This window comes from Planktothrix sp. FACHB-1365 (assembly GCF_014697575.1).
Classification (GTDB): domain Bacteria; phylum Cyanobacteriota; class Cyanobacteriia; order Cyanobacteriales; family Microcoleaceae; genus Planktothrix.
The window spans coordinates 139,102-162,442 of record NZ_JACJSC010000008.1 but is presented as its reverse complement, the minus strand read 5'-3'; the positions used below and the strand labels follow the sequence as shown (position 1 = coordinate 162,442).

Genomic DNA, 23,341 nt, shown 5'->3' with positions numbered 1-23,341 from the left:
GTCGATGGTAATGCGTGTGATGAGTGAATTAACTGGACTTAGCCAGAATTTGCAAGTTTGTTAAATCTAGGGGGACAACAAATGTGATGTTCTCACAAATTAACTATTTACTAACTTTACCAACCTGTGATAGGTTCTGTCTTGAATTTCACAATATTTATCGTTTAAGTTACAAAACTCAATAATCCTTGAAAAATCTAAATTTTTTAAGAAATCACAAGCTTCATGTCAATATTGGCTTATTACGACTATTATCCTACGGAATATGGCTAAAAAGCCAACACTCCATCCCTATTCAGATCAACAAGCCTTTGAGCGATTGATGTTATTAATTGCCACCTTGGTTCAATATCCAGGGGTTGGTAACACTCCCCCAACTCAGAAAGGAGAACATCGGAATGCTCTATCAGATGTCCAATATCACTTACAGCAGCTTGCCTCTGAACTGAAAATTAACCTTCCTGCGGGTTATCCAGCTTTACCAACAATTCGCAAAGATATCGAAACCCTACGGCGTTACAGCATTCTTGAACAGCGAATGTACCGTTGGGGTTATTATCTCGGAACGGGTGTGATGAGTTGGGAGGAATTACAAGTTGCGTTTCAACTGTTAGTTTCCTTGAGTCAATATCAAGCGGATTCCAAAACTAGACGAATTTGTGAAACTTTAGAAAAGCGATTGCGAGGGGTTAACTTAGAACGAAAAGGAGAATTTTTCTATCCTGTTCGACAACAACTCAACCGTTCTATTGTGTGGACTGACCCGGATGAAATGTTGGAAATGGGCAATGTGCAACATACTCTTTTTCATCAATTAGATCAGATTGAAAATGCAATTCTCACTGGAAAAGCTATTGAAATTTCCCGGTTTAGTGACCCCTATAATTCGGGACAAATTGGATTAGTAAAAATTTGGCCCTTACAACTAATTCATTTTAATATTGCTTGGTATTTGCTGTATGAATCCTGCGAAAACGGTCAACTCACAATTGGTCGAATGAACCGCTATGGAAATTATTGCCAATTGTTGTCTCAAACTCGCCCTCTCCAAGAACAATATGATAATTTACAGAAAGCGCATCAATTATTAAACCAAGGATGGGGATTAAATTTAGGTAATTTAGTCGAACAACAACAGGAACTGGCTGGAGAACTGCCTTTAGAATTGGTTCATGTTCGCTTTTTTCCTCCCGCTACTAATTTTATTTTAGAAGGGGATCGTCGCCATATTCGTCAACAAATTAAGGTGATTAAAGATAAACAGGGAAAACTCTTATCTGTTGATTATAAAATTAATTTACCTTCTCGATCTCTCAATGAATTTATGATTTGGGTCAATAAATATTTAAACTTAGCACAGGTTTTATCTCCACCCGAACTCGCCCAAAAACAGTATCAAGCCGCTTGCCAAATGGTAGAACGCTATCAAAATATTTGGGGAGATTTGCCCTGATAATGAATTAAATTTCATCTACCTATTACCAATCAGGACGATCAGCACTATTCCCCTCATCCCAATCTTCTATATAACGCTTTAATAAAGGTTCGGGATTCACTTCGGGCTCAAATTCTTCCTCTTCTTCTTCTGGCTTTAAATTCAAAGGTTCAATAATTTTAGCAAAGGCATCTTGAACAAATTGTTTTACAAATTCATCCCGGCGAGTTAACTGAAATTGTCGTTGTACAACTTCGGTCATTCCTCCATCTCCCCAATCTTGATCATGGCGGAAATATTCAATAAAACTTTTACCAGCAATCCGCGTTAAATAAGCGGCACTCACCGCTTGAATCGCACGTCCGACTACCAAGGTTGCAATATTTAATTGTAACGCCGTTGACACTAACTGAATCACCCCTTTAACCACTCCTAAACTGCCTAAAGTTTTGGCTAAGGATAATGCTAATTCTCGACCCCGATCTATATTCAATTCACACCCATATATTTTACCAATTTCGATTACCATTTGTGTATTAACAGCCGCTGTTGCAATTAAATCAATTACAGGTAAAGGCGTTACCGCAATGACTCCTGCACCAATCCATTGAAACCGCTCCACAATTTTTTCGGCTTCCCGTTTTCTTTGGCTATCAATTAATCGTCGTGCTTCTTCTCCTAATCGCTGAGATTGTAGTAAAATATTATCAGCAATTAATTCTTCTCCTTCTGCTCTTAAAATCATTGCCATCCGTCGAATTAAGGGCATAATATCCGGTTCAGGTTGTATGATTTCTCCCGTTTCTAATCGAATGGATTGCGGATTTGCAGCTACAGCAATGATATCACTGGGATCTAAAAATGCTTTGACTCGCTCTCGAAGTTTAGCTAAAATTAGGGTTTTATCGCTTTCAGGATATAAATCAATTTTATTTAAAAGAATCAGCGATCGCTTGCCAATTTCAACTAATGCTTGTAAGGCATTATATTCTGATTGTCTTAAATCATTATCCACAACAAAGATTAATAAATTGGCATCCGTTGCTAAAGACCGTGCTAATGTTCCCCGCTCAGAACCCCCCATTCCCGCTTCTAAAATGCCTGGGGTATCTGTTATTAAAATTTCCCGTTCAATTCCTTCTAATTGTAAATGATAGGTTTCTCCAACTTCTGTGGTTCCCATCGGTGCGTTAACTTTTCCCACCATGCGACCCATTAAAGCATTGACTAAAGAAGTTTTTCCCGCCGAACCTGTGCCAAATACAACCACTTGAATATTCCCTTTGGCTAATTCGGACGCAATATCTTGAGAACGACTTAATAACGCTTGTTTAGCTACTTCATCTTGAATTTGAGTTACCTGTTGTCTCAAAGATTTAAGGGATTCTTCTGCCGCTTCGGTTTTATCTAAAGGAATTTTTAAGGGTCGCCGTTTTTTCCGAGATTTTCCTGATTTTTGGAATAATCGAGTATAATAAAAAAAGGCAAAAACGGCTAATCCTAATAATACAATTAATAATAAGAGCAGCAAATTTGCTAAAAGCGGATTCGCTGACCAAATCACCTGAGTATAAAGAGCCGATAGGGAACTAATCAGCCAAATCATTAACCCTAAAAGCAAGCAAATTCCAAAAATTAATAGTAAATAGCGAGAAATAGGCATACTGCGATCACTTTAACCTCAAATGAACTAATTTTATAGATCTCTTTCTATAGTAACTAACTCAGGAGATAAATTCATCCCCCCTAAGTTCCCCTACTTCCTTACAGTCTGAGATTAATTTAAAGTTTACAAGTATCAACTCGTGTAAAAAATAAAGTTCTGGCTTTAATTTCTTGAGAAGACAAGGGAAGCGCATTGGGAGAAAAAAGCTGATAATTGAATTCCATTTTCATTCCTTTCTCAAGTTGATTTAAACGAGGAAGATGACCTTCCGGTGCTTCTAAAGAAAAAGTTAATTCATTATAATTTTTCCATTTCTCCTTACCATTTTTTCCCGATTCAATCCAGCGTACTAAATCCGTAAAATGAATATAAGCATTAGGATCATATCGGTTTAAAGCATCATCTTTTAATTGATTTTTTGTTTCTACAAAAATTCGCTTTTGAACACTAAATCCAAATAATCCTCCTGAGTATTTTTTCCATAACTGATCAATCGTTCTTAAATAGGAGCAAGACATTTTTTGAATAGCATCTTCATCCAAATAACCAACACTTTCTCGATTTGTAATTTTCAGTAAAACCTGATTTGTTTTTTGATCGGCTGCTTTCCAGTTTTTCTGCTCTAGGAGCTTTTCTAACTCTTGAATATATTTAGGTTTCCTCACACAATTTTGTTCTTCATTGAGTAGATTAATTTCAATCAGTGCTAATTGATTTTCAGGAGTGACAACTTCAATAGACCCAAACCCATCACTAATAATTTGATTGACCCTCTGTTTCAATAAATTAAATTCTGTATCTTGAGCAGAATTTTGTTGACCAATTACCTCAACAGGAGGTAAAACTTGTACACGATCTCCTTCATAAATAGCAGATTCACAAATAGAATTCGGCAAAACATGAATGATTAATGTAGTGGGATTTACACTAATATTAAGCTTTTCAATATATCCTCTATATTGTTTTTTTTGTTCTGATTTATCATGAGATAATCCCAATAATTGTTGATAAAAATTTAGGATATTAGGATCAGCATTTAGATGGCTTAATAAATCAATCTGAGTCAAAGTTCCATAAACTGTGATCAGTGAGCCCGTAAAAAATCCGATAATAAAAGTGGGAAATTGATCTATTACTTTTCCCACCCAGGTATCGGTTCTGGAAGGCGATCGAGAATTTTTCATGTTAAACGGGGGTAGATGCGATATCCATTACCATCAGGAATAAAAGTCAAACAACTGAAATTCAAAACAAGGGTAATACACAGATGAAATTTTGGGAAAATTCCAGCCGATAAATTTTTAAGAAGATAAAATCTAAAATAGATAATTCTTCCAGAAATTTATAGTCTGGTTTCCTGATGTGATAGTTTTAGATGAGATTGGTTTTAAAAATCGTTTTCTTACACTTGTTTGGCTGTCTTAGGTTTGATTTCCTGAATTGTCTCACCTCCTTACACCCAACGAGTAGCAGTCCTATAATCAAGATAGCATTGAAAAACTCACTCTGCTAGGAGTCAATTCTAGCATCATATCCTCGAAAATAAACGGTTTTATAGCTATATAAACTCATCAATTTCACGATTAAAAGTTGTTAAAAATACAAGGATTAATCCTTTGATTCTTATTCTTCAACAGTATGAATAATCTGAAATAACCATGAGGATTATCCTCAACCCAGATCGGATTTTTGATCAAAATTCTTGATTTATGGTATGCTTTTATACAGAGGGTTTGATTGGGAAATTCTATCGATTGAATATGAATCTTTAGTTTTATTAGGACGAAGTGGGAGTGGAAAAACAACTTCTTTTAATTGTAGGCTAATTATTACTTACTGTAATAAAACCTTCAGAAATTTTTCTGAAGTTGATACCCAGGCTTCAAAACTATATCCCGTAGTAAGCCCTTCAGGGCTTTCTTAATCAGGGATGAGGGCTGAAGCCCTCACTACGAGGGTTGAAGAATTTGATGAATCTTTGATACTTTTTGGTCGTAGTCTTCTTGAGTTAAAATAGGCACTTTATTGTCTAATGAAATTGGTTGCTGTAAATCAATCCAAGAACGACATCCGCCATAACTAGGATGATAAGGAATTTCATGAACTTGAGAAAGTTTATAGGTTTTTAATAATAGAATATAAAGCGGCTGTTGAGGTTTAAATTGGATGCGATCGCGCACAAAGGTTTCATTCCAAATATGAAACTTGATTAATTCATTAATCAAAGACTCATCTTGAGAATTATTCCAGGATAAAATATGAGTAATTTCTGCAAAACTACTAATTTTAACTGTTTCAGGATGCCAACCTGAAGAAACAGGTTGTACAAGATGAGAATATTTAGGTTTTAATAAAGTGGGTTTTTGATGTTCAAAGGTGGGATAGAGCAGAATTTTGTTCTGATCAACCTTGAATTTTCCGTTTTGTTCCCGAATTCCTCCTTTTCTCAATAACATAATTGTTTCACCTTGTTCTAAGGCTTGAATGGTAATATTCCATTCTTTAAGAGCATGATTTGTTAAAGTGTTCATCATTATAATTATAGATGCTGATTTTCTATTATATTATATATAATAATAACCTGAAACTAGGAAACTCAATATGGAAAAACGAACTCTAGGTCAATCTGATATTCTAATTACTCCCCTTTTAATCGGAACTTGGCAAGCCGGAAAACGAATGTGGGTAGGAATTGAAGATGCAGAAACCATTAAAGCAATTCGTGCTGGTTTTGAGGCGGGAATTACAACCATTGATACAGCAGAAGTCTATGGAGAAGGGCACTCGGAACAAATTGTAGCCCAAGCTTTATCTGATGTCCGAGATCAAGTCGTTTATGCGAGTAAAGTATTTGCTAATCATTTGAAATATGATCAAGTGATTGCAGCTTGTGAACAATCTTTAAAAAATCTGAATACCGATTATATTGATTTATATCAAATACACTGGCCATCAGGCTCTTTCAATTCAGAAATAGTCCCGATTGAAGAAACAATGAAAGCCTTAAATCACTTAAAAGAACAAGGAAAAATTCGAGGGATTGGGGTTTCTAATTTTTCCCGAACACAATTGGAAGAAGCCAGCCAATATGGAAGAATTGAAAGTTTACAGCCCCCCTATTCTTTATTCTGGCGAAAGGTCGAACAAGATGCCATGTCTTATTGTATTGAACAAAAGATTTCAATTTTAGCTTATTCTCCCCTAGCTCAAGGATTATTAACGGGAAAATTCGGCCCCAATCATCAATTTGCGGAAGGAGATCATCGATCTAAAAATAAATTATTTGCGAATAAAGATCATTATCAACGGGTACAAAATGCCTTAGAACAATTGCGACCCATTGCAGAACGTTATCAATGTACATTAGGGGAATTAGCGATCGCTTGGTTAATTTCTCAACCCCAAACTCATGCAATTGTCGGGTTTAGAAATGCAGAACAAGCTGAACAAAATACTCATGCTGGTACTATTAAAATCACCCCCGAAGATTTAGCAGAAATCGACCAAATTGGGCGCACTGTTACAGATCATTTAGATGATAATCCAGTGATGTGGGATTTTTAGAAACAGGAATTAATAGGAAAATCAATATTTTCCTAACTCCTAATCCATCAATTCCCCCCCTTTTTTAGGGGGGATGTTTTTAAAACGGGGCTGGAATTAATTGTAATGGCCCTAAACCTAACTCTTGAGAAGGAATAGAACGAACTTCTAACAATGCCATCATATCCTTAAATTGAGGTTGACCCCGTGAAGCCCCGGTTAATCCCATGGCAATAATTAAACCACACCAACCTTTGGTTTTTTTACACCGTTGTTCCCATTTTTTGCGCGCTTCTTGATGAACGGGATCATCTTCGATAAACTCTCCAAATAAATGTAAATCTCCATCTTCCGTTTTCAAAATTCCTAAATCATAATTGCGTCCCGCCATGGGGTCTTCACCGGGATTAAAACAAATGCCTTCGAGCCCTCCCGCTTCTTGTAAACTGCGAATTAACAGTTCTGCTTTGGGTTTAGAGGTTTGAATAACAACCACAGGTAAACCATCTCCAACTTCAGGAATTTCCCCCTCGGCGGCTTGATGAAATTGGGTATTACTCCGTAAATATTTGGCAGTTTCCCAAGGAACAACACCTAAACTTAAGAACGATTTAGGAGGAACTAAATCATCGCGTAACCGAGGAACTTCGACCTCTAGTTCTTCGTCTTCTGATTCGTCATCAGAAGTCATTGCAGCTAATTCATCGGCAATATCAGGTAAGGTTTCTACCTTCACCGATACCTGTTTTTTCTCCCCATCGGGTAAATTAATCGGAATCCGATATCGACGGTTAAGACTGGGGAATTGATATCGAACTAATTTTTGACTATTATCGCGTAAAAATCGATGTAGTGCTTCTAATGCCACTAAAACAACAGCCGCTTCTTCATCATACAAAATTGAACGTAATCCTTCTAAGGGATGAAGATTACCAAAATTGGGTTGAATTTCCGATAAAGGTAAGCTGGCGAGGTTAATAAAATCATCTTCATCTTCATCTTCATCCAAATCATCTTCTCGATCAAAGGTGACAAATAAACAATCTTGAGTTAAAAAAGCTTCTTCTAAATTATCATAGGATTTATTTTTCACAACTCGCTCTCGAAACCGTTTTAACGAGTCCAAAGAACGATACATTAATACCCCATAATCCATCCCCAGTTTACCCAAGGTAGAGATATATAAGGTATCAATTCCAAAGAGATTCAATTCAATGGAAATAATTTGATGTTCTCCTAAGCGTTCCCAAGGCGCATCTTTCCAAATCTGATAAGCTTTTTCTGTAACAATTTCCGCATATTGCAGGGGGAGTTGAGGGGGGCGACTTTCCGCTACTTCTTGCAACCCCCGAAAAATTTCATCAATTAGAGGTAAATCCGGGACATATTCAATCACAATTTCTAAATCTTGCAGAACACCCCGCAGGAAAAATTGAATTTCGCGATCTTTAACGACTATTTTTTGAGGACGAGCCACAGGTGCGGGACTTTGGGGATGTTCCATTGCTCGTAGTAACGTCCGCACAATTGCTTCTGGCCCCATATCCGTTGGAACCATATCCATTGCTCGCACCATCCCCTGAGAACCGTCCACCCAAATAATACATTCGCCCGGTGCTTCGGAGTCTGCATCAATACTGGGATTCGTATCCGTCGCCATGGGACGTCGATCCCCTTCCCACACACTGGGAATTTGGGGTAAATTTTGAAGCCGACGAAGGGTTGAGTGATTGAGACGTGCCATCAAATTAATCTTCTCGTTGGGTAGTTTCACAAGAAAAACATGGGAAGGTTGGAAGCCTCGTCTATAAGCGAGCGAGGAGGAAAACCTTCCCAAACGGTTTTAACCGCCTGTTTTTTTAGAATCCATAAGAATAACCATCCTTATTAGACATGAAATAACTCCTATTTCTAGGGTAATGTTCGCTTCGCCCATGTTTTCTGAACTTTTTGCGCTAACAACACTGTCTTACCCCTCGTAAAACTGTTTAATTGTTAACAATAGAGCCACAAACTAGCGTCGCATTCGTGGGTATTATGATCCAGAAAACGTAGCCGTTAGGCTGAGGCTGGTCAGCTATCTAAAGTTAGAGGCATGAAGGCCCGTCTCTTCAGAGCGGGGTGCTGACCAGTTATGATGATGCCGCACAACCAATGGCTGAACCTGCCATATTATAATGCAATGCTTTCTCCATCTTATCGAAAAAATGGGTCTAAAACCCTATCGTTCTACGACGGATTTCTGTTAGAATTGAAAATAAGCGGGAACGTAGATGTAGTCGTGGCATACGAACTCACACGCTGTATAAAAACTAATGTCACCAGCCCTCATGGGTTGCCCCAATACCTGAGTGCCCTCTAAAAAATATGGCATAGGTGGGAGAGTAAAAAAAATCAAATAGGGTAGGGCATACCCAAATTTACGCTTGGGGAGTAGTCTTTAAGAGTGCTTGCTGTAAAAGGTGTAGTCGGACTAGACATGAAACTGTAAGACCAAAACTGGCATTCCTGGTAGAGGCAAGATTCAGCCCAAGAATCACCGTACCTTTAGGTCGGTGAGTGTCAAAAGAAAAATTCCTGAAAACTTTGTCACTTTGGGGTAGGAGAGCCAAAATCTTACCCTTAGCTTTTACCAAGGACTCCCAACCATTGTAAACCCTGACCAATAGTAGGGATGGGAAAAATCCCGGTTCATGTCAGGTAACTGAATCGGGGACTTTTCATCCACTTGTATAGAAGATCCTTGTAACGCCTCAAGTTCAATGTTGGCTTGACCTTGAATCATCGAAATTTGCGCCTGTCTTAATGCTTCTGCCTTAATCGGGCTTTGATTGAGATGGGTATAAAACTCACTCATTAACCCTAATGTTCCTTGATCGTTAACATACCACAAACTTGCTAAGACCGACTTCACCCCCGTTTGTACCGCTAATCCCGCAAACCCTAATTCGGCTTGTTCATTACCAATAGCAGTTCGACAAGAAGATAAGACTAATAAATCTACCGGGGGATTATTCAATTTTAATTGTCGAAATTGATTAAAATAGAGCTTCTCATCCTGCCACAATTGAATATAAGAATGCTCTAAACTTCCCGGTAAAAACTCTGTGTGAGTTGCTAAATGCACAATCCGATAAGGATAAGTTTGACGCTGTTTTATTAGATTATTTTTGGTAAATTCTTCATTAAGAAAGCTTTGACCTTTCCGTAATTTTTCCGTAATAATCGCTAACTCTAAGGGAACCGCAGGTAAGGCTTGCTCATCAATAAATTCACTTGCGCCCATTCCTAATACAGGTGCATCCTCGACACTACGATATTGAGTATCCATTAAACTAATACTGGGAATTAAACTCAAGCTATATTTTTCAACTAAAAACTGTTTTCCATCGTGTAAGGCTGCAATAGGTAAACCGCGTAATCCTGAATCCATACTTAATAGTAGAGTATCAATTTTTGCCTCTTTCAGATGAGCTTCTATGGGTTGAATTAACCATTGATAGAGTTTTTGAGCCGGAGCGAGGTAAGCATCAGATTCACGGAAACGAGGAGAAGTAATGGTTTCCATAAATTCCCGTTTTACCTTTAATAATTCATCTTGTGAAACAGGAACAGTTTGTAAGTGTGGCTGACCCGTTGCATCAAATACAATGAGTTCTATTTGTTGAGGTTTAACAGACACATAAACCACTGCTGAATGATTTCCAGTTTGCTCCTGAATCGTTTTTAAGACATTTCGGACACTGGCTGTTGTTACCAAAAGATTAGAAAATCCTTCTCCTAAGTAAGTTTTGAATTCCTGGGTGCGATTTTGTTCAACTTCCAGAAATGCTGCGTTCATTTCCGTGATGAAAGAACTATAACTATTCAGTTGTAAATTTTGTTGAGCTAAATCAAAATTTTCATGAAAGCTATTACTGACAAGAGTAGAGTTTTCTGCACTGACAAGAGTAGAGTTTTCTGTGCTGACAAGAGTAGAGTTTTCTGTGCTGACAAGAGTAGAGTTTTCTGGAATTTGAGTAGTTGATGTATTATTAGCACTATTTGAAGAGTTATCAGGGAAATTTTGAGCAGGCTGAGTCAAAACAGAAGCGGGAGTATTGTTAATACTATCAATGGAAGAGTTAGGTAAATTATTGCCAATTTGGATTCCTTGATGATTAATTTCTCCTGCTTCACTATTGAGGTTAACACTTCCACTACTGATGGCTCCATTTGTTATGATCTTTCCGACTTCAATATTATTTTGAGCATTAATATCAATATTCCCAGAACTTCCTGTTTCCGCAATACTTTCTATATTTCCGGCATTCACGCCCCCGTTAGTAGAATCAATATTAATATTACCGCTATTTTCCCCTGCTAGAGTTTGGACATTTCCCAAATTAATCTCTTCTGAAGCTTGAATATTAACATTCCCACTATCTCCTGAATTAGAAATGGAAGTCACATCTGCGGTCGTAGCAGAACCTTGTTGACTATTAATATTAATATCTCCGCTCCCAGCTTCTCCTTGGGTGGTAATATTGTCTGTTTTAATATCATTCGCAGCATCCACATTAATATTACCAGAATTGCCGTTATTAGAACTGGAAGTCACATCTTCCGTCGTAGCAGAACCTTCTTGACTATTCACATTAACATCGCCACTTCCTGTTTCCCCTTGGGTGGTAATATTATCTGTTGTTACATCATCCCCACCGTTAACATTAACATTTCCAGAATCTCCTGCTTCTGACTGGGAACCAATATTTTCAGTTTGAATAGAACCATCCTCAGCTTTAATGGTAATATCTCCAGATTGGGTGTTACCAATAGAAGAAAGATTAGCAGATTCAATATTGCCTTGAAGTGCAATAGAATTGAGGAAAATATTTCCAGAGGGGCCGTTATCGGATTGGGTTGTAATATTTCCTGTTATAATACTACCACTGGTAATGGTGACATCTCCGCTTTCAGTAGAGCCGAATGAAGTAATATTACTGGTATTAACAGAACCGATAGCGTTTAACGTAACATTTCCAGCAATTCCTTCCTCAGAAAAAGTTTCTAAATTATTTCTCGTCGCATCAATATTCCCATTCTCAGCAAAAATTTCAATATTTCCCCCTTGTTGTAATCCTTCTGAATGAATGCCATTAACTGTAATTCCCTCATTAGCCGTGAGATTAACATCTCCAGCTATCCCCTTTTCAGATAAAGTGGTTAAGGAACCTTGTAGATTAATGGCGTTAGTATCGCCATTTCCAATGGTAATATTACCGCCTTGTTCATATCCATTTGATTCAATTGCTTGAGTGGTAATATTTCCCGATGTGCTGAGGATGACATTTCCGGCTGTTCCTTGTGTTGATAAGGTTTCTAAATTGCCTCCTGTAGCATCAATATTACCATTTTTTGAAATAATTTCAAGATTACCGCCTTGTTGTAACCCTGTTGAATTAATGCTATTAATGGTAATTCCATTATTAGCCGTAAGGTTAACATCCCCAGCAATTCCATTTTCAGATAAAGTGGTTAAGGAACCTTGCAGATTAATGGCGTTAGTATCGCTACTTCCAATCGTAATATTACCACCTTGTTGATCACCATTCGATAGAATTTCTTGAGTGGTAATATTCCCTCCTGATGTGTTGAGGTTAACATTTCCAGCCGTTCCTTTTTCTGAGAATGTTTCTAAATTTTGGGTAATATTAATATTTCCTGCATCACTGTTAATCGTAACATCTCCTCCTGTTGTTGCTTTAGAAGAATTTAAAGCAGCCGCAGTCATTAAACCTGTTGTAATATCACCATTCGCATTAAGGATAATATTCCCTGAACCATCGGGAGATTGAGAGTTAATTGCACCACCTGTTGTATTAATACTTCCGTTTGTACTACTAATTGAAATATCCCCAGCAAGTCCACTGGTTCGTGAAATTGGATGATCAAAATCTATCACCATCACAGGAGGTGTAGGAATTTCTGGATTAGGGTTAGGTTCAAACGTTATATTAAAAGCCGATAAAACATCAATCTTACCAGTCCGAATATCACCCAAAGCAGAAAGGCTAATACTTCCTGAATTTCCATTGGGAGAAGATGAAAAAATGTAACCTGATGTTGTATCAATACTCCCATCACGACTTTCTAATATAATATTCCCTGCATTTCCTTGAGAATCATCAACATTGAAGTCACTATTTTGCGAAATCAAGGAATAAATATTCGCTGTAATAATATTATTTTTAGCCGATAGAATAATATCTCCAGCATTGCCACTCCAAGAAGAAGAAGTAATATCACCTTGTGTTGTATCAATAGAACCTGCGGTACTTTCGATTTTGATATTTCCGGCATCACCTGTGCCATCGCTTGATAAATAAGAAATAGAACCTGTTTGAATATCACCCCTTGCCGACAGTGTAATATTTTGGGCATTTCCATTATAAGCAGAAATAATATCACCTTGTGTTGTATCAATAGAACCTGCGGTACTTTCGATTTTGATATTTCCGGCATCACCTGTGCCATCGCTGAATGAAGAAATAGAACCTGTTTGAATATCACCGCTTGCTGACAGTGTAATATTTCCAGCATTGCCACCAGATGAAGAAGAACTAATATCACCTTGTGTTGTATTAATAGAACCTGCGGTACTTTCGATTTTGATATTTCCGGCATCACCTGTGGTATAGATTGATGAATTAATAAAACCAGTTTGAATATCACCCTCTGCCGACAGTGTAATATTTCCGGTAGCACCGTCATATGACAATGAAGAAGAAGTAATATCACCTTGTAAAGAACTAATATCACCTTGTGTTGTATTAATAGAACCTGCCGTACTTTCAATTTGGATATTTCCGGCATTACCGAGGAAAGCGCTTGATGAATGAATATTACTTGTTTGAATATCACCGCTTGCTAACAGCGTAATATTTCCAGCATTGCCAGTAGATGAAGAAGAACTAATATCACCTTGTGTTGTATTAATAGAACCTGCGGTACTTTCGATTTTGATATTTCCGGCATCACCTGCGCCATAGATTGATGAAGAAATATAACCTGTTTGAATATCATCCCCTGCCGACAGTGTAATATTTCCGGCAGTGCTGTTATATGAATTTGAAGAAGAACTAATATTACCTTGTGTTGTATTAATAGAACCTGTGGTACTTTCGATTTTGATATTTCCGGCATCACCTGTGTCAGAGTTCTCAGAATAATAAGATGAAGAAATAGAACCAGTGTGAATATCACCCCTTGCCGACAGCATAATATTTCCGGCATTGCCGTTATATGAAGAAGAACTAATATCAGCTTGTGTTGTATTAATAGAACCTTCTGCATTTAAAGTAATATTACCCCGATTTGTAATCAGGGGTTCTTGTACTTTAAGATCACCCCCAACTTGGAGTTCAATATCACCCCCTTCAAAAGCAGTAATTCCACGTAACAAAGAATTAGCTCCTCCTATATTTAGATTACCTTGGGGTGAGTAGAAATAGGCTCCTCCTTGTCCTGTAACGGCTTCTAAATAATTAACATCTAAACGGATAGGGTTTTCAGATTGACCCATTTCCCCTGTTTCGTTTGTTTGAAAAATCGCATTTTCAGCTTGAATTAATGCACTGGGAGAACTTTGTAAAATATTCCCTCCTAGAGCATTAACGGTTATATTTCCTGTTGTTTCAAGGTTATTAATAATAATATTACCGATATTACTTTCATCTCCAAAATTTCCTAATTGCAGGGTAATATCTCCACTACCCGCATTCAGGGTTGTTCCCTCTGCCATAATAATATTTCCGGTTCCTTCCCCTCGTAAACTCGCTTCAGCACCTTTGTCATTCGCTTGTAAAAAGATATTACCATTTCCTTCAGAAGTATCGATATCTGCCTTAATATTAATATTGCGTCCGGCTCGAATTTCTAAGTTAGAAACTTGCTCAAGATTTAGAGGTTCTCGAATGGTAATATCATTATGAGCTTGTAGTTGAACTTCCCCATCTTTGGGATCTAAATTATTGTCATCAGGACTTAAATTGATGCTATCTCCTGTGATTGTTCCTAAGTCAATATTACCAAACGCACTAATAGTGGCTTTTGATGATCCACGCACCAAGTTGCCTAACGTTACCACGTCATTAAAACGACTGGTCAGAGCAATATCTCCACCTTGTGTATTCCCACCTGCATAAATATTACCTGTAATGACAATACCTTTAGCATTTAAGTTAATGTTTCCTCCATTTCCTCCTCCGTCAGAAGAAGAGTTTAAATCTCCTGAGTGAGTATCAATATAACCATTTTTACTTTCAAGGTTAATATCACCTCCACTTCCCTGATATGAATAAGAATCAATGGAATTTGTAGTAATATTACCATTAGCCGTTAAATTGATCTTTCCTCCATCTGTTTCTTGTTCCCAGAGCCAGGAATAAGAAATTAACGATCCTAAGCTAGTATCAATATTGCCATTTGTACTTTTAAGGGTAATATTTCCTCCATTTCCATTGTCTGAAAAAGAATAAATATTATTTGTAATAATATTTCCATAAGCTGTTAAATTAATGTTGCCTCCATCTCTTCCAAAAAATCTGTAACCAGAGGTTAACCATCCTAAGCTAGTATCAATATAACCATTTGTACTTTCAAGGCTAATATCTCCTCCATTTCCATTCTCTGAATAGGAATTAATTTCACCTGTAGTAATATTACCATTAGCCGTTAAATTGATCTTTCCACCCTCTCCTTCCAAAGAATAAGATTTTAAACCTCCTAAGCTAATGTAACCATTTGTACTTTCAAGGTTAATATTTCCTCCATTTTTAATTGAAGAAGAATCAATATTATTTATAATAATATTACCATTAGACGTTAAATTGATATTTCCTCCATCTCCATAGGAAGAAGAGCTTAACCCTCCTAAGCTAGTATCAATATAACCATTTTGACTGTCAAGGTTAATATCTCCTCCATTTCCCTGATTTGAAGAGGAATAAATATCACTTGCAATAATATTGCCATCAGCTTTAATCGTTACATTTCCCCCATCTCCTAAATTTTCCCAATTTTCTCCATTTTCCCAATCAACAAACGAAGGATCGCTAATAATTGGAGCTTGAGAACTATTAAAATTTCCCTGAGTTATAATCGTAATATCTCCAGCATCTTGATTCTTGGTGAATTGAGTTGAAATAACTTCATTAACGGTTAAATCTCCGTCAACATTCAGAACAATATCACCCCCATTCTGAGTTGAAAGTCCTTTGATGTTATCATCCACACCCCCAATTGTTAATCCTTGCAAAGCATCAACAAATATTCCCCCGCTTCCTGATATCGCTTCTAAATTATTTGCTTGAATTCTTAAGGGTTCAGTTTCCGTTCCAATTCCTCCGGTTTCTGTCGTTTTAAATAGAGCATTAGCACCAATAATTAAAGAATCTTCTGAAACTCGATTAATATTACCGCCATTAGCATTAACAACAACTTCCCCTGTTGTATTAATATTGGCTAAATTAATATCTCCAACTTCTCCTAATTTCCCTAACTCAATTAAAATATTGCCACTTGCTGCATTTAAAGTAGTTCCATCTTGTTGATTAATATTGGCTGCACCTTCGGCTCGATTTTCTGCATTTCCCTTATCAAAATTTCCCTGAATTATAATATCTCCATTACCTTCAGTCCTATTAATATCAGCATTAATATTAATACTTCGTCCCGCTTTTAATTCGACAGATTCACTGGTTTCTATAGTTTCATTGACCGTAATATCATTATCCGCTTGTAGGACAATATTTCCTTTCATATCCCCAGAAGCGATCGCAACTCCCGATTGTTCTGGAATAATCGTATTAGAACCCGTTAAAATCACCTGACCCTGATCATTAACTGTTACATTTGTGGCACTATAAGCTTTAGACCCCGTTAATAATTGGGGTAATGTTAAGGGGGTAATGGTTGATTCTGGGGTCGTTAAATTCAAAGGAGAAACTTCTAAATTCAGCAATTGTCCTTCTTGAGAAATCCGAACTAAACTATCGCCTTCAACCGCAACAATATTAATAGTTCCTTCGGGTGTAGAAAGTTCCCCCGTATTAATAACAGTTCCTCCCAATAAGGTTAAATTGTGACCGGAAGATAACGTTAAATTTCCTTCATTGAGAATCACTCCGGGTTGAGTCACCGCAAAAGCATAACCGCTTGGATTTCCGTTAAAACTGTTATAATCGGTATTACCACTAACATTAAACCAATTATTATTAAAACTAATTCCCGTAGCCGTTGTCGCGGTAAAATCAGCCGGAACATTTAAACTTGCACCTGCACCAAAAATAATTCCCGCAGGGTTCATTAAAAATAAGTTAGAATTTCCCCCCGTAATTTGAATCAACCCTTGAATAATTGAAGCTTCTCCTCCGGTGACTCGTCCTAAAATGTTGCGAATAGCAGGGTCAGAAAGGAAGTTAGCAATTTGTCCGGGTTCTAAACCAAACCTTTCAAAACTATGAAATAAATTATTCCCATCTACTGAACGAGTTCCCCCATTAATATTAAATTGATTGCCATTGGGAGTAATAATCGTATTTGTGCCGTCGTTAGCGGGGGTAATGGGTTGAGTTAAACCGGGATTCGCGCTGAGGAAAAAGCCCACGAAAATAGAAGACAAAACCTTGAAAGTAGGCTGTCTATTCGCACTGTTCATAAATTTGTACCGGGAGCTAACAAATCAGGAAACTGATCTCTAATTAATAATCTATCATTGCCAGAAAAATAGAGGTTTTTTATCAAAACGCTTGAAAGCCTTATTTATTAGAGATTTGAGCCAAAAATGTTCAATTCAAAAATTGATAAAAGTTTCCATTTTTTAAACAAAAGTTACAATCAATTAAAAGCGATCGCGATCCTACATTAAGCCTGTTGGTTAGAAAAAAGTCCAGGATTGAGGTTTAGTGCCAAGATCAGAAAGCTCAAGTGCTGCAAGGATGCTGTTGTCTGCGATAAAATATTCAGTAATACAGAAACCGGATCAAAACGCCATTATTTTTTGATCAGTTTAAAACATTACAAAAGGAGTCAGGCCAACCCATGACACAAGCGACTCAAACCCCAACCCAAGGGGTTCAGATGACGGAATCAGCGATTAAGCAAGTTCAATTTCTGCGCGAAAAGCAAGGAAAAGATCTTTGTCTGCGGGTGGGAGTCCGCCAAGGCGGTTGTTCTGGAATGTCATATTTAATGGATTTTGCTGACCCTAGCACCATTCGCGAGGATGATGAAGTCTTTGATTATGAAGGGTTTCAGGTGGTTTGCGATCGCAAAAGCTTACTCTACATTTACGGCCTAGTCCTCGATTATACAGATGCTTTGATTGGGGGTGGGTTCCAGTTTACCAATCCTCAAGCCACTCAAACCTGTGGTTGTGGTAAATCCTTTGCGACCTAAGAGTTAAGAAACCGGGTTTCTAGCAGTTGTTGTTTGATGACCATCAACCTTTCTGATTCAGAAACTCGGTTTCTGTCTGAATTATAAAAATTTTTATAGACGGCTTTCGCGTTTTAGATTAAAATTAAAGGTTGGCAATTTGCGATCAGTCATGAATCCGGCAGAAATCACCCGGTTTAGCCTATCGCTATATTTTGAATGTACAACGACTCATGGCAACTCCAGAAGAATTATTTAAGGACGGTTTTGAACGGTATCAAGCGGGTGAAGACCCAGAAACCTTGATTCCGGTGTTTAAAGAAATTTGTAATCAGGCTCCTAAAAATAGTAATGCTTGGACAAGTTTAGCGTGGTTATATTTGTTAGCAGATAAACCCAAATTAGCTTATAACGCAGCGAAATCAGCCGTTAAACTCAATCCCCATGATCCTCAAGCCAGAGTGAATTTGGCGACGGCGATGTTGGAGTTAGGGAAAACCGGGGTGCGTTCCCACGTTGAACTTGCGAGTCAACTGGTATTAGTCGATACGGATTGGCAGCAGGAAATCACTAAAAATTTTGAAGATGGATTAACTCGCAAACCGGATTGGAAATCCTTAATAAAAGTTAAACAATGGTTGTTTGGAGGTTAAGGAACTTTTACCTATTTTTGTGTATCTGATGAAATAATCTAGGTAATTATGCACAGAAACTAAGACAATATTTGAGAAATTTCGGTTGCGGTGAATTGGGGGAAAATGGCTGTTAATGACTGAAAAGGGCTAAAAATCCAGGAACTCTTAGGAAGTATTGAGAAAATGTAACAAAAAATTACATAAATTCATAAACAAAAGCGGAAAACAGTGATAGTATTTGGTAACTTCAGTCATTAACAATCATAATCAACCGTTCACAAAAAATTGATAATAAATAAGGAGATGAGATGACTATGGATAGCCAAGTTTATGTCAAACCTGAAACCCGCAACCACAAAGGCTTTTTTGTTAAACAAGGAGCCTATAAATTGAAAACAATTGATGAATCGGGCTGGGCCTTGATCTGCGTTGATGATACTGTTTGTTATTACGTTGATCCTGATAACTTAGATACAGAAGTTTCGGAGGAAACGGTAGAATCGTGATTCAAGCCATCTTAAGTGTGCTTAGAATAAAAACCCTATCTAAATTACAGCGTTCTTGACTCCCGTTACATTCACCAGGATTAGCGGGAGATAATTTTTTTAGGGTAAAAAACAGTGTTTTAATCAAAATTTAAAAAGTAATATGAAATCCCATTATGAACGCTACAGATGATCCCCCCCAACCCCCCTGTAGAGACGTTGCATGCAACGTCTCTACAGGGGGGATTTGTAGCAAACATTTAGGGATTTCATATAAAAATTCTTGATTTTCAAAGCTGTCCCACTTAATCCAGGACAGCTATTTTTTTAGGGGATGATGAAGAGGGGAAATATTCTGATTTGGTTAACGTTGATTGCGAAGACGAGGATTAAGAAAATCATTTAATCCTTCTCCTAATAGAGATAAACCAACGACCATAATAGTTAACGCTAAACCCGGAAATAAAGTTGTCCACCAAATCCCTGTAGGTAAGGCTTCTAAGGCGATTCTTAAATCATGACCCCATTCGGGAACTTCATCCGGTAAACCTAACCCTAAAAATCCTAATCCTCCTAACGTTAAAATTGCATCCGCCGCATTTAATGTAAATAATACCGGAACACTTTGGATGACATTTAAAAATAAATAACGAGTTAAAATTGTCCAGGTATTTGCGCCTAACGCTTGGGCGGCTTCAATAAATAACTCGGTTTTAACCGAAGTTGTATGATTACGAACCACTCGATAATATTGAGGAACATAAGCGACACTTAAAGCCAGCGCTGCATTTAAAACCCCTTTGCCAACAACAAATGCTAAAGTAATGGAAAGTAATAATCCAGGTAACGTATAAATCGTATCCATTAAAAATAATAAAACCCGATCTATTTTTCCGCCTAAATATCCACTCACCATTCCCAAAGGCACACCAATTCCCACACTCAAAAGGGTTGCTAATAACACCACTTTCCAAGCAACTTGAGTTCCAAATAACGTTCGAGAAAAGACATCATATCCTAAACGACTGGTTCCCAACCAATGTTGAGGAGAAGGCGGTTGATGGATAGGATTAGACAGAAATTCTGTAGGACTTTGTATCCATCCCCAAGTTGAAAATAAGGGCGATAATATTGCAATTAATAAAAATAAAATTGTGATGACTAATCCACAAAAGGTCATAGCCGTTGATACCGAAGGAACACGAAACTCTCTCAAAGGGCGAAAAGATGTAACACTCATTCAATTTAGGATCTTGTATTTGAGATTAGATTACCAAAAAAAGCCACAGAGCGAGACAGTCAACACCTCAACCGTCAACAGCCAACACCTCAACCGTCAACACCCGATAAACATGGGTGCAAATAATGTGATAATGCTTACTATTCACCCCCCAAACAGGGGACGCAGTTTTTAAACTGCGCGTAAAACTTCCTCCGCGAGTTAAAACATCGCGGTTTCCGTTCTCCAGTAAGGTTGAGATGACTCAAATTTCCTCGAACCCTGATGTTCCAAGCATGGGGCGTCGTCAATTCATGAACTTACTGACCTTCGGTTCAGCCACAGGCGTTGCTCTGGGTGTGCTGTATCCGTTTGTCAAATATCTTCTGCCTCCCGCTAGTGGTGCCGCAGGCGGTGGCGTTACGGCTAAAGATGCTCTGGGTAACGATGTTATCGTCAGTGAATTTTTATCCACCCATAAACCCGGCGATCGCGTTTTAGCTCAAGGTTTAAAAGGCGATCCGACCTACATGGTGGTAGAAGGCGATGCTACTTTAGCGGACTATGGAATTAACGCCGTTTGTACCCACTTAGGGTGTGTTGTGCCTTGGAACAACAGCGAAAACAAATTTATGTGTCCCTGTCACGGTTCTCAATATGACGCGGCGGGTAAAGTCGTTCGTGGGCCAGCCCCCTTATCCTTAGCATTGGTTCACGCCACTGTTGCGGATGACAAATTGAGCTTTACGACTTGGACAGAAACCGACTTCCGCACGGGTGAAAATCCCTGGTGGTCTTAATAAATTTTAGATACAAGGATTTTGGATTTTAGATCAACATCTGAAATCTAAAATCTGTGATGATTGATTCTGTTGACTTTGACCAGAAATAGAACAATAGTAATGCAACCAATTGATCAATTAGTAAAAATGCCTCGTTTGCGGGCTTGGAAAATCCTTTGGGTTGTCGTAGCAACGGTTGCTTTCTTCCTAACCAGTGATTTTGCCCTACCCCAGTCAGCAGCGGCTTATCCTTTTTGGGCGCAAGAAACGGCTCCCTTAACTCCCCGTGAAGCGACGGGACGAATTGTTTGTGCGAACTGTCACCTAGCTGCAAAGCAGACAGAAATTGAAGTTCCCCATTCCGTTCTACCGGATACTGTTTTTAAAGCCGTTGTTAAAATTCCTTACGATACCAACGTTCAGCAAGTTCTCGGAGATGGTAGCAAAGGCGGTTTAAACGTCGGTGCAGTGTTAATGCTCCCCGAAGGCTTTAAGATTGCTCCTGAAGATCGCATTCCTGAAGAATGGAAAGAGGAAATTGGGGATCTTTATTTCCAACCCTATCGCGAAGATCAAGAAAATGTGGTCATTGTCGGGCCCTTACCTGGAGAAGAACATCAGGAAATTATCTTCCCGGTGTTGTCTCCTGACCCTGCAACGGATAAATCCGTTCACTATGGTAAATTTGCGATTCATGTCGGCGGAAACCGGGGTCGCGGTCAAGTCTATCCGGCTGGAAATTCTAGCAATAATACGCTTTATAAAGCTTCCGTTGCTGGAACCATTACCCAAGTGACCTCTGAAGAGGGATCGGGTTCTCAAGTTACCATTCAAACGGCGGACGGTCAAACCGTTGTCGATGAAATTCCTCCTGGCCCTTCTGTGATTGTGTCTGAAGGCCAAACTGTCGCCGTCGGTGATGCTTTAACCGATAACCCCAACGTGGGTGGCTTTGGTCAACATGATACCGAAATCGTTCTGCAAAGTTCCACTCGCGTTACCGGGTTAATTGCGTTTATCGCCTTGGTGATGTTAACTCAAGTTATGTTGGTGATGAAGAAGAAACAGATTGAGAAAGTTCAAGCAGCTGAAATGAACTTCTAAATTTTGAGTCATTTTCATGATTTCACCCTTTGTAGAGACGTTAAATTTAACGTCTCTACAACTTTTTTTAAGTGGGTAATTACGAATTACGAATTACGAATTACGAATTACGAATTACGAAGGGGTAATATTCCCTATTCCCTGCGAAGCACTGAGCCTGTCGAAGTGTTCCCTGTTCCCTGTTCCCTGCTATATTATGTCAATTACTAAAAACGAAATCAAAGTTGGCTCTTTAGAGTGGTTTTATCGGGAAACAAATCCCGAAACAACTGATAAAATTCCTGTGGTGTTATTGCATGGATTAGTTTCTCAAAGCTACAGTTGGTTGGTGATTATGGATGAATTAGAAAAACAAGGATATAAAGCGATCGCACCGGACTGGATTGGATCGGGATATTCAGGAAAACCAGATAAACGAGATTTTGCTTATACTCCTGATGCGTTTATTCAAGGGTTAGGAGGATTTTTAGAACAATTAAAAATAGAAAAGTTTCATTTAGTTGTGCAAGGTTTTTTAGGTTCAATGGGATTACAATATGCTTTACGTTATCCTGAAAAAATTGAAAAACTAATTATTCTCAATACTCCTATTTCCACATCAGCTAAACTCCCCTGGAAATTACAGCAAATGGCGTTACCGTTTGTCGGGGATATGATCACTCAAGATCCCTTATTAGTGGATCGAACCTTGGAAGGTGGCAGTAAATATGTGATTGAGGATAAAGTTTTAGAAGTTTATCGCAGTCCGTTTTTAAAAGCTTCGGCGGCGGGGCGATCGCTCTTAGCAACCTTAAAAAATTTACGGTTAAAAGATGCCCTAACAGAAATTGAATCTGGGTTTAAAAATTGGCATCATCCGACTCAAATTATTTGGGGATTAATCGATCCTTGGTTAGACTTTACCGATGTGGAAACCTTTGCAAACGGAATTTCTGGGGCTGAAATTGTGACATTAGAAAAAGCCGGACATTATCCCCAAGAACATTGGCCTCAAGAAATTAGTGAAGCTTTAATCTTATTTTTGCGGAAAACGGTGGTTTAGAGCGGGGAACAG

Annotated in this window: 14 protein-coding genes; 8 read left to right on the top strand and 6 right to left on the bottom strand. The window is 38.2% G+C overall.

Annotated features, from left to right (window positions below):
• Window positions 1-265 precede the first annotated feature (265 nt).
• Window positions 266-1,453 (top strand): YafY family protein, encoded by a 1,188-nt coding sequence (locus H6G57_RS12380; protein ID WP_190518963.1) that lies wholly within the window; start codon window positions 266-268, stop codon window positions 1,451-1,453.
• A gap of 25 nt (window positions 1,454-1,478) precedes the next feature.
• On the opposite strand, the gene H6G57_RS12375 is transcribed toward H6G57_RS12380, so the two are convergent.
• From H6G57_RS12375 to H6G57_RS12365, 3 genes are all read right to left on the bottom strand, one after another.
• Entirely contained in the window at window positions 1,479-3,098 is a 1,620-nt protein-coding gene (locus H6G57_RS12375) for a YcjF family protein (protein WP_190518961.1), read from the bottom strand.
• A 119-nt stretch (window positions 3,099-3,217) separates the two neighbouring features.
• Window positions 3,218-4,285 (bottom strand): GUN4 domain-containing protein, encoded by a 1,068-nt coding sequence (locus H6G57_RS12370; RefSeq protein WP_190518959.1) that lies wholly within the window; start codon window positions 4,283-4,285, stop codon window positions 3,218-3,220.
• 765 nt (window positions 4,286-5,050) lie between these two features.
• Window positions 5,051-5,632: a DUF1802 family protein gene (locus tag H6G57_RS12365; RefSeq protein WP_190518957.1), complete on the bottom strand. Its 582-nt coding sequence runs from the start codon at window positions 5,630-5,632 to the stop codon at window positions 5,051-5,053.
• Between the two features lie 70 nt (window positions 5,633-5,702).
• On the opposite strand from H6G57_RS12365, the gene H6G57_RS12360 reads away from it, so the two are divergent.
• Window positions 5,703-6,665, top strand: a complete 963-nt coding sequence (locus H6G57_RS12360) for an aldo/keto reductase (RefSeq protein ID WP_190518955.1) — start codon at window positions 5,703-5,705, stop codon at window positions 6,663-6,665.
• Between the two features lie 79 nt (window positions 6,666-6,744).
• Here H6G57_RS12360 and H6G57_RS12355 read toward each other — a convergent pair whose 3' ends face one another.
• Both H6G57_RS12355 and H6G57_RS12350 read right to left on the bottom strand, forming a co-directional pair.
• Window positions 6,745-8,388, bottom strand: coding sequence for a DUF6930 domain-containing protein (locus tag H6G57_RS12355; protein ID WP_190518953.1), 1,644 nt, complete (start codon window positions 8,386-8,388; stop codon window positions 6,745-6,747).
• A gap of 885 nt (window positions 8,389-9,273) precedes the next feature.
• Entirely contained in the window at window positions 9,274-17,343 is an 8,070-nt protein-coding gene (locus tag H6G57_RS12350; protein WP_190518951.1) for a CHAT domain-containing protein, read from the bottom strand.
• 383 nt (window positions 17,344-17,726) lie between these two features.
• On the opposite strand from H6G57_RS12350, the gene H6G57_RS12345 reads away from it, so the two are divergent.
• The 3 genes from H6G57_RS12345 to H6G57_RS12335 all read left to right on the top strand — a co-directional run bounded on the left by H6G57_RS12345 (window position 17,727) and on the right by H6G57_RS12335 (window position 19,203).
• The gene (locus H6G57_RS12345; protein WP_072719424.1) at window positions 17,727-18,083 is read left to right on the top strand and encodes an iron-sulfur cluster assembly accessory protein; all 357 of its coding nucleotides are present in this window, start codon (window positions 17,727-17,729) and stop codon (window positions 18,081-18,083) included.
• Window positions 18,084-18,295: 212 nt separating this feature from the next.
• The gene (locus H6G57_RS12340; protein WP_190518949.1) at window positions 18,296-18,715 is read left to right on the top strand and encodes a M48 family metallopeptidase; all 420 of its coding nucleotides are present in this window, start codon (window positions 18,296-18,298) and stop codon (window positions 18,713-18,715) included.
• 290 nt (window positions 18,716-19,005) lie between these two features.
• Window positions 19,006-19,203, top strand: coding sequence for a hypothetical protein (locus tag H6G57_RS12335; protein WP_190518947.1), 198 nt, complete (start codon window positions 19,006-19,008; stop codon window positions 19,201-19,203).
• 343 nt (window positions 19,204-19,546) lie between these two features.
• Here the strand turns inward: H6G57_RS12335 and H6G57_RS12330 are convergent, their stop codons facing one another.
• Entirely contained in the window at window positions 19,547-20,362 is an 816-nt protein-coding gene (locus tag H6G57_RS12330; RefSeq protein WP_375539517.1) for an ABC transporter permease, read from the bottom strand.
• A gap of 299 nt (window positions 20,363-20,661) precedes the next feature.
• Here H6G57_RS12330 and petC point away from each other — a divergent pair, with 299 nt between their 5' ends.
• The 3 genes from petC (at window position 20,662) to H6G57_RS12315 (ending at window position 23,329) form a co-directional block, all read left to right on the top strand.
• Complete coding sequence (petC, locus tag H6G57_RS12325) at window positions 20,662-21,201, top strand: cytochrome b6-f complex iron-sulfur subunit (RefSeq protein WP_190518943.1); 540 nt, start codon at window positions 20,662-20,664, stop codon at window positions 21,199-21,201.
• Between the two features lie 129 nt (window positions 21,202-21,330).
• Window positions 21,331-22,287 (top strand): cytochrome f, encoded by a 957-nt coding sequence (gene petA, locus H6G57_RS12320; protein WP_242048962.1) that lies wholly within the window; start codon window positions 21,331-21,333, stop codon window positions 22,285-22,287.
• 196 nt (window positions 22,288-22,483) lie between these two features.
• Window positions 22,484-23,329, top strand: coding sequence for an alpha/beta fold hydrolase (locus tag H6G57_RS12315; protein ID WP_190518939.1), 846 nt, complete (start codon window positions 22,484-22,486; stop codon window positions 23,327-23,329).
• Window positions 23,330-23,341 lie beyond the last annotated feature (12 nt).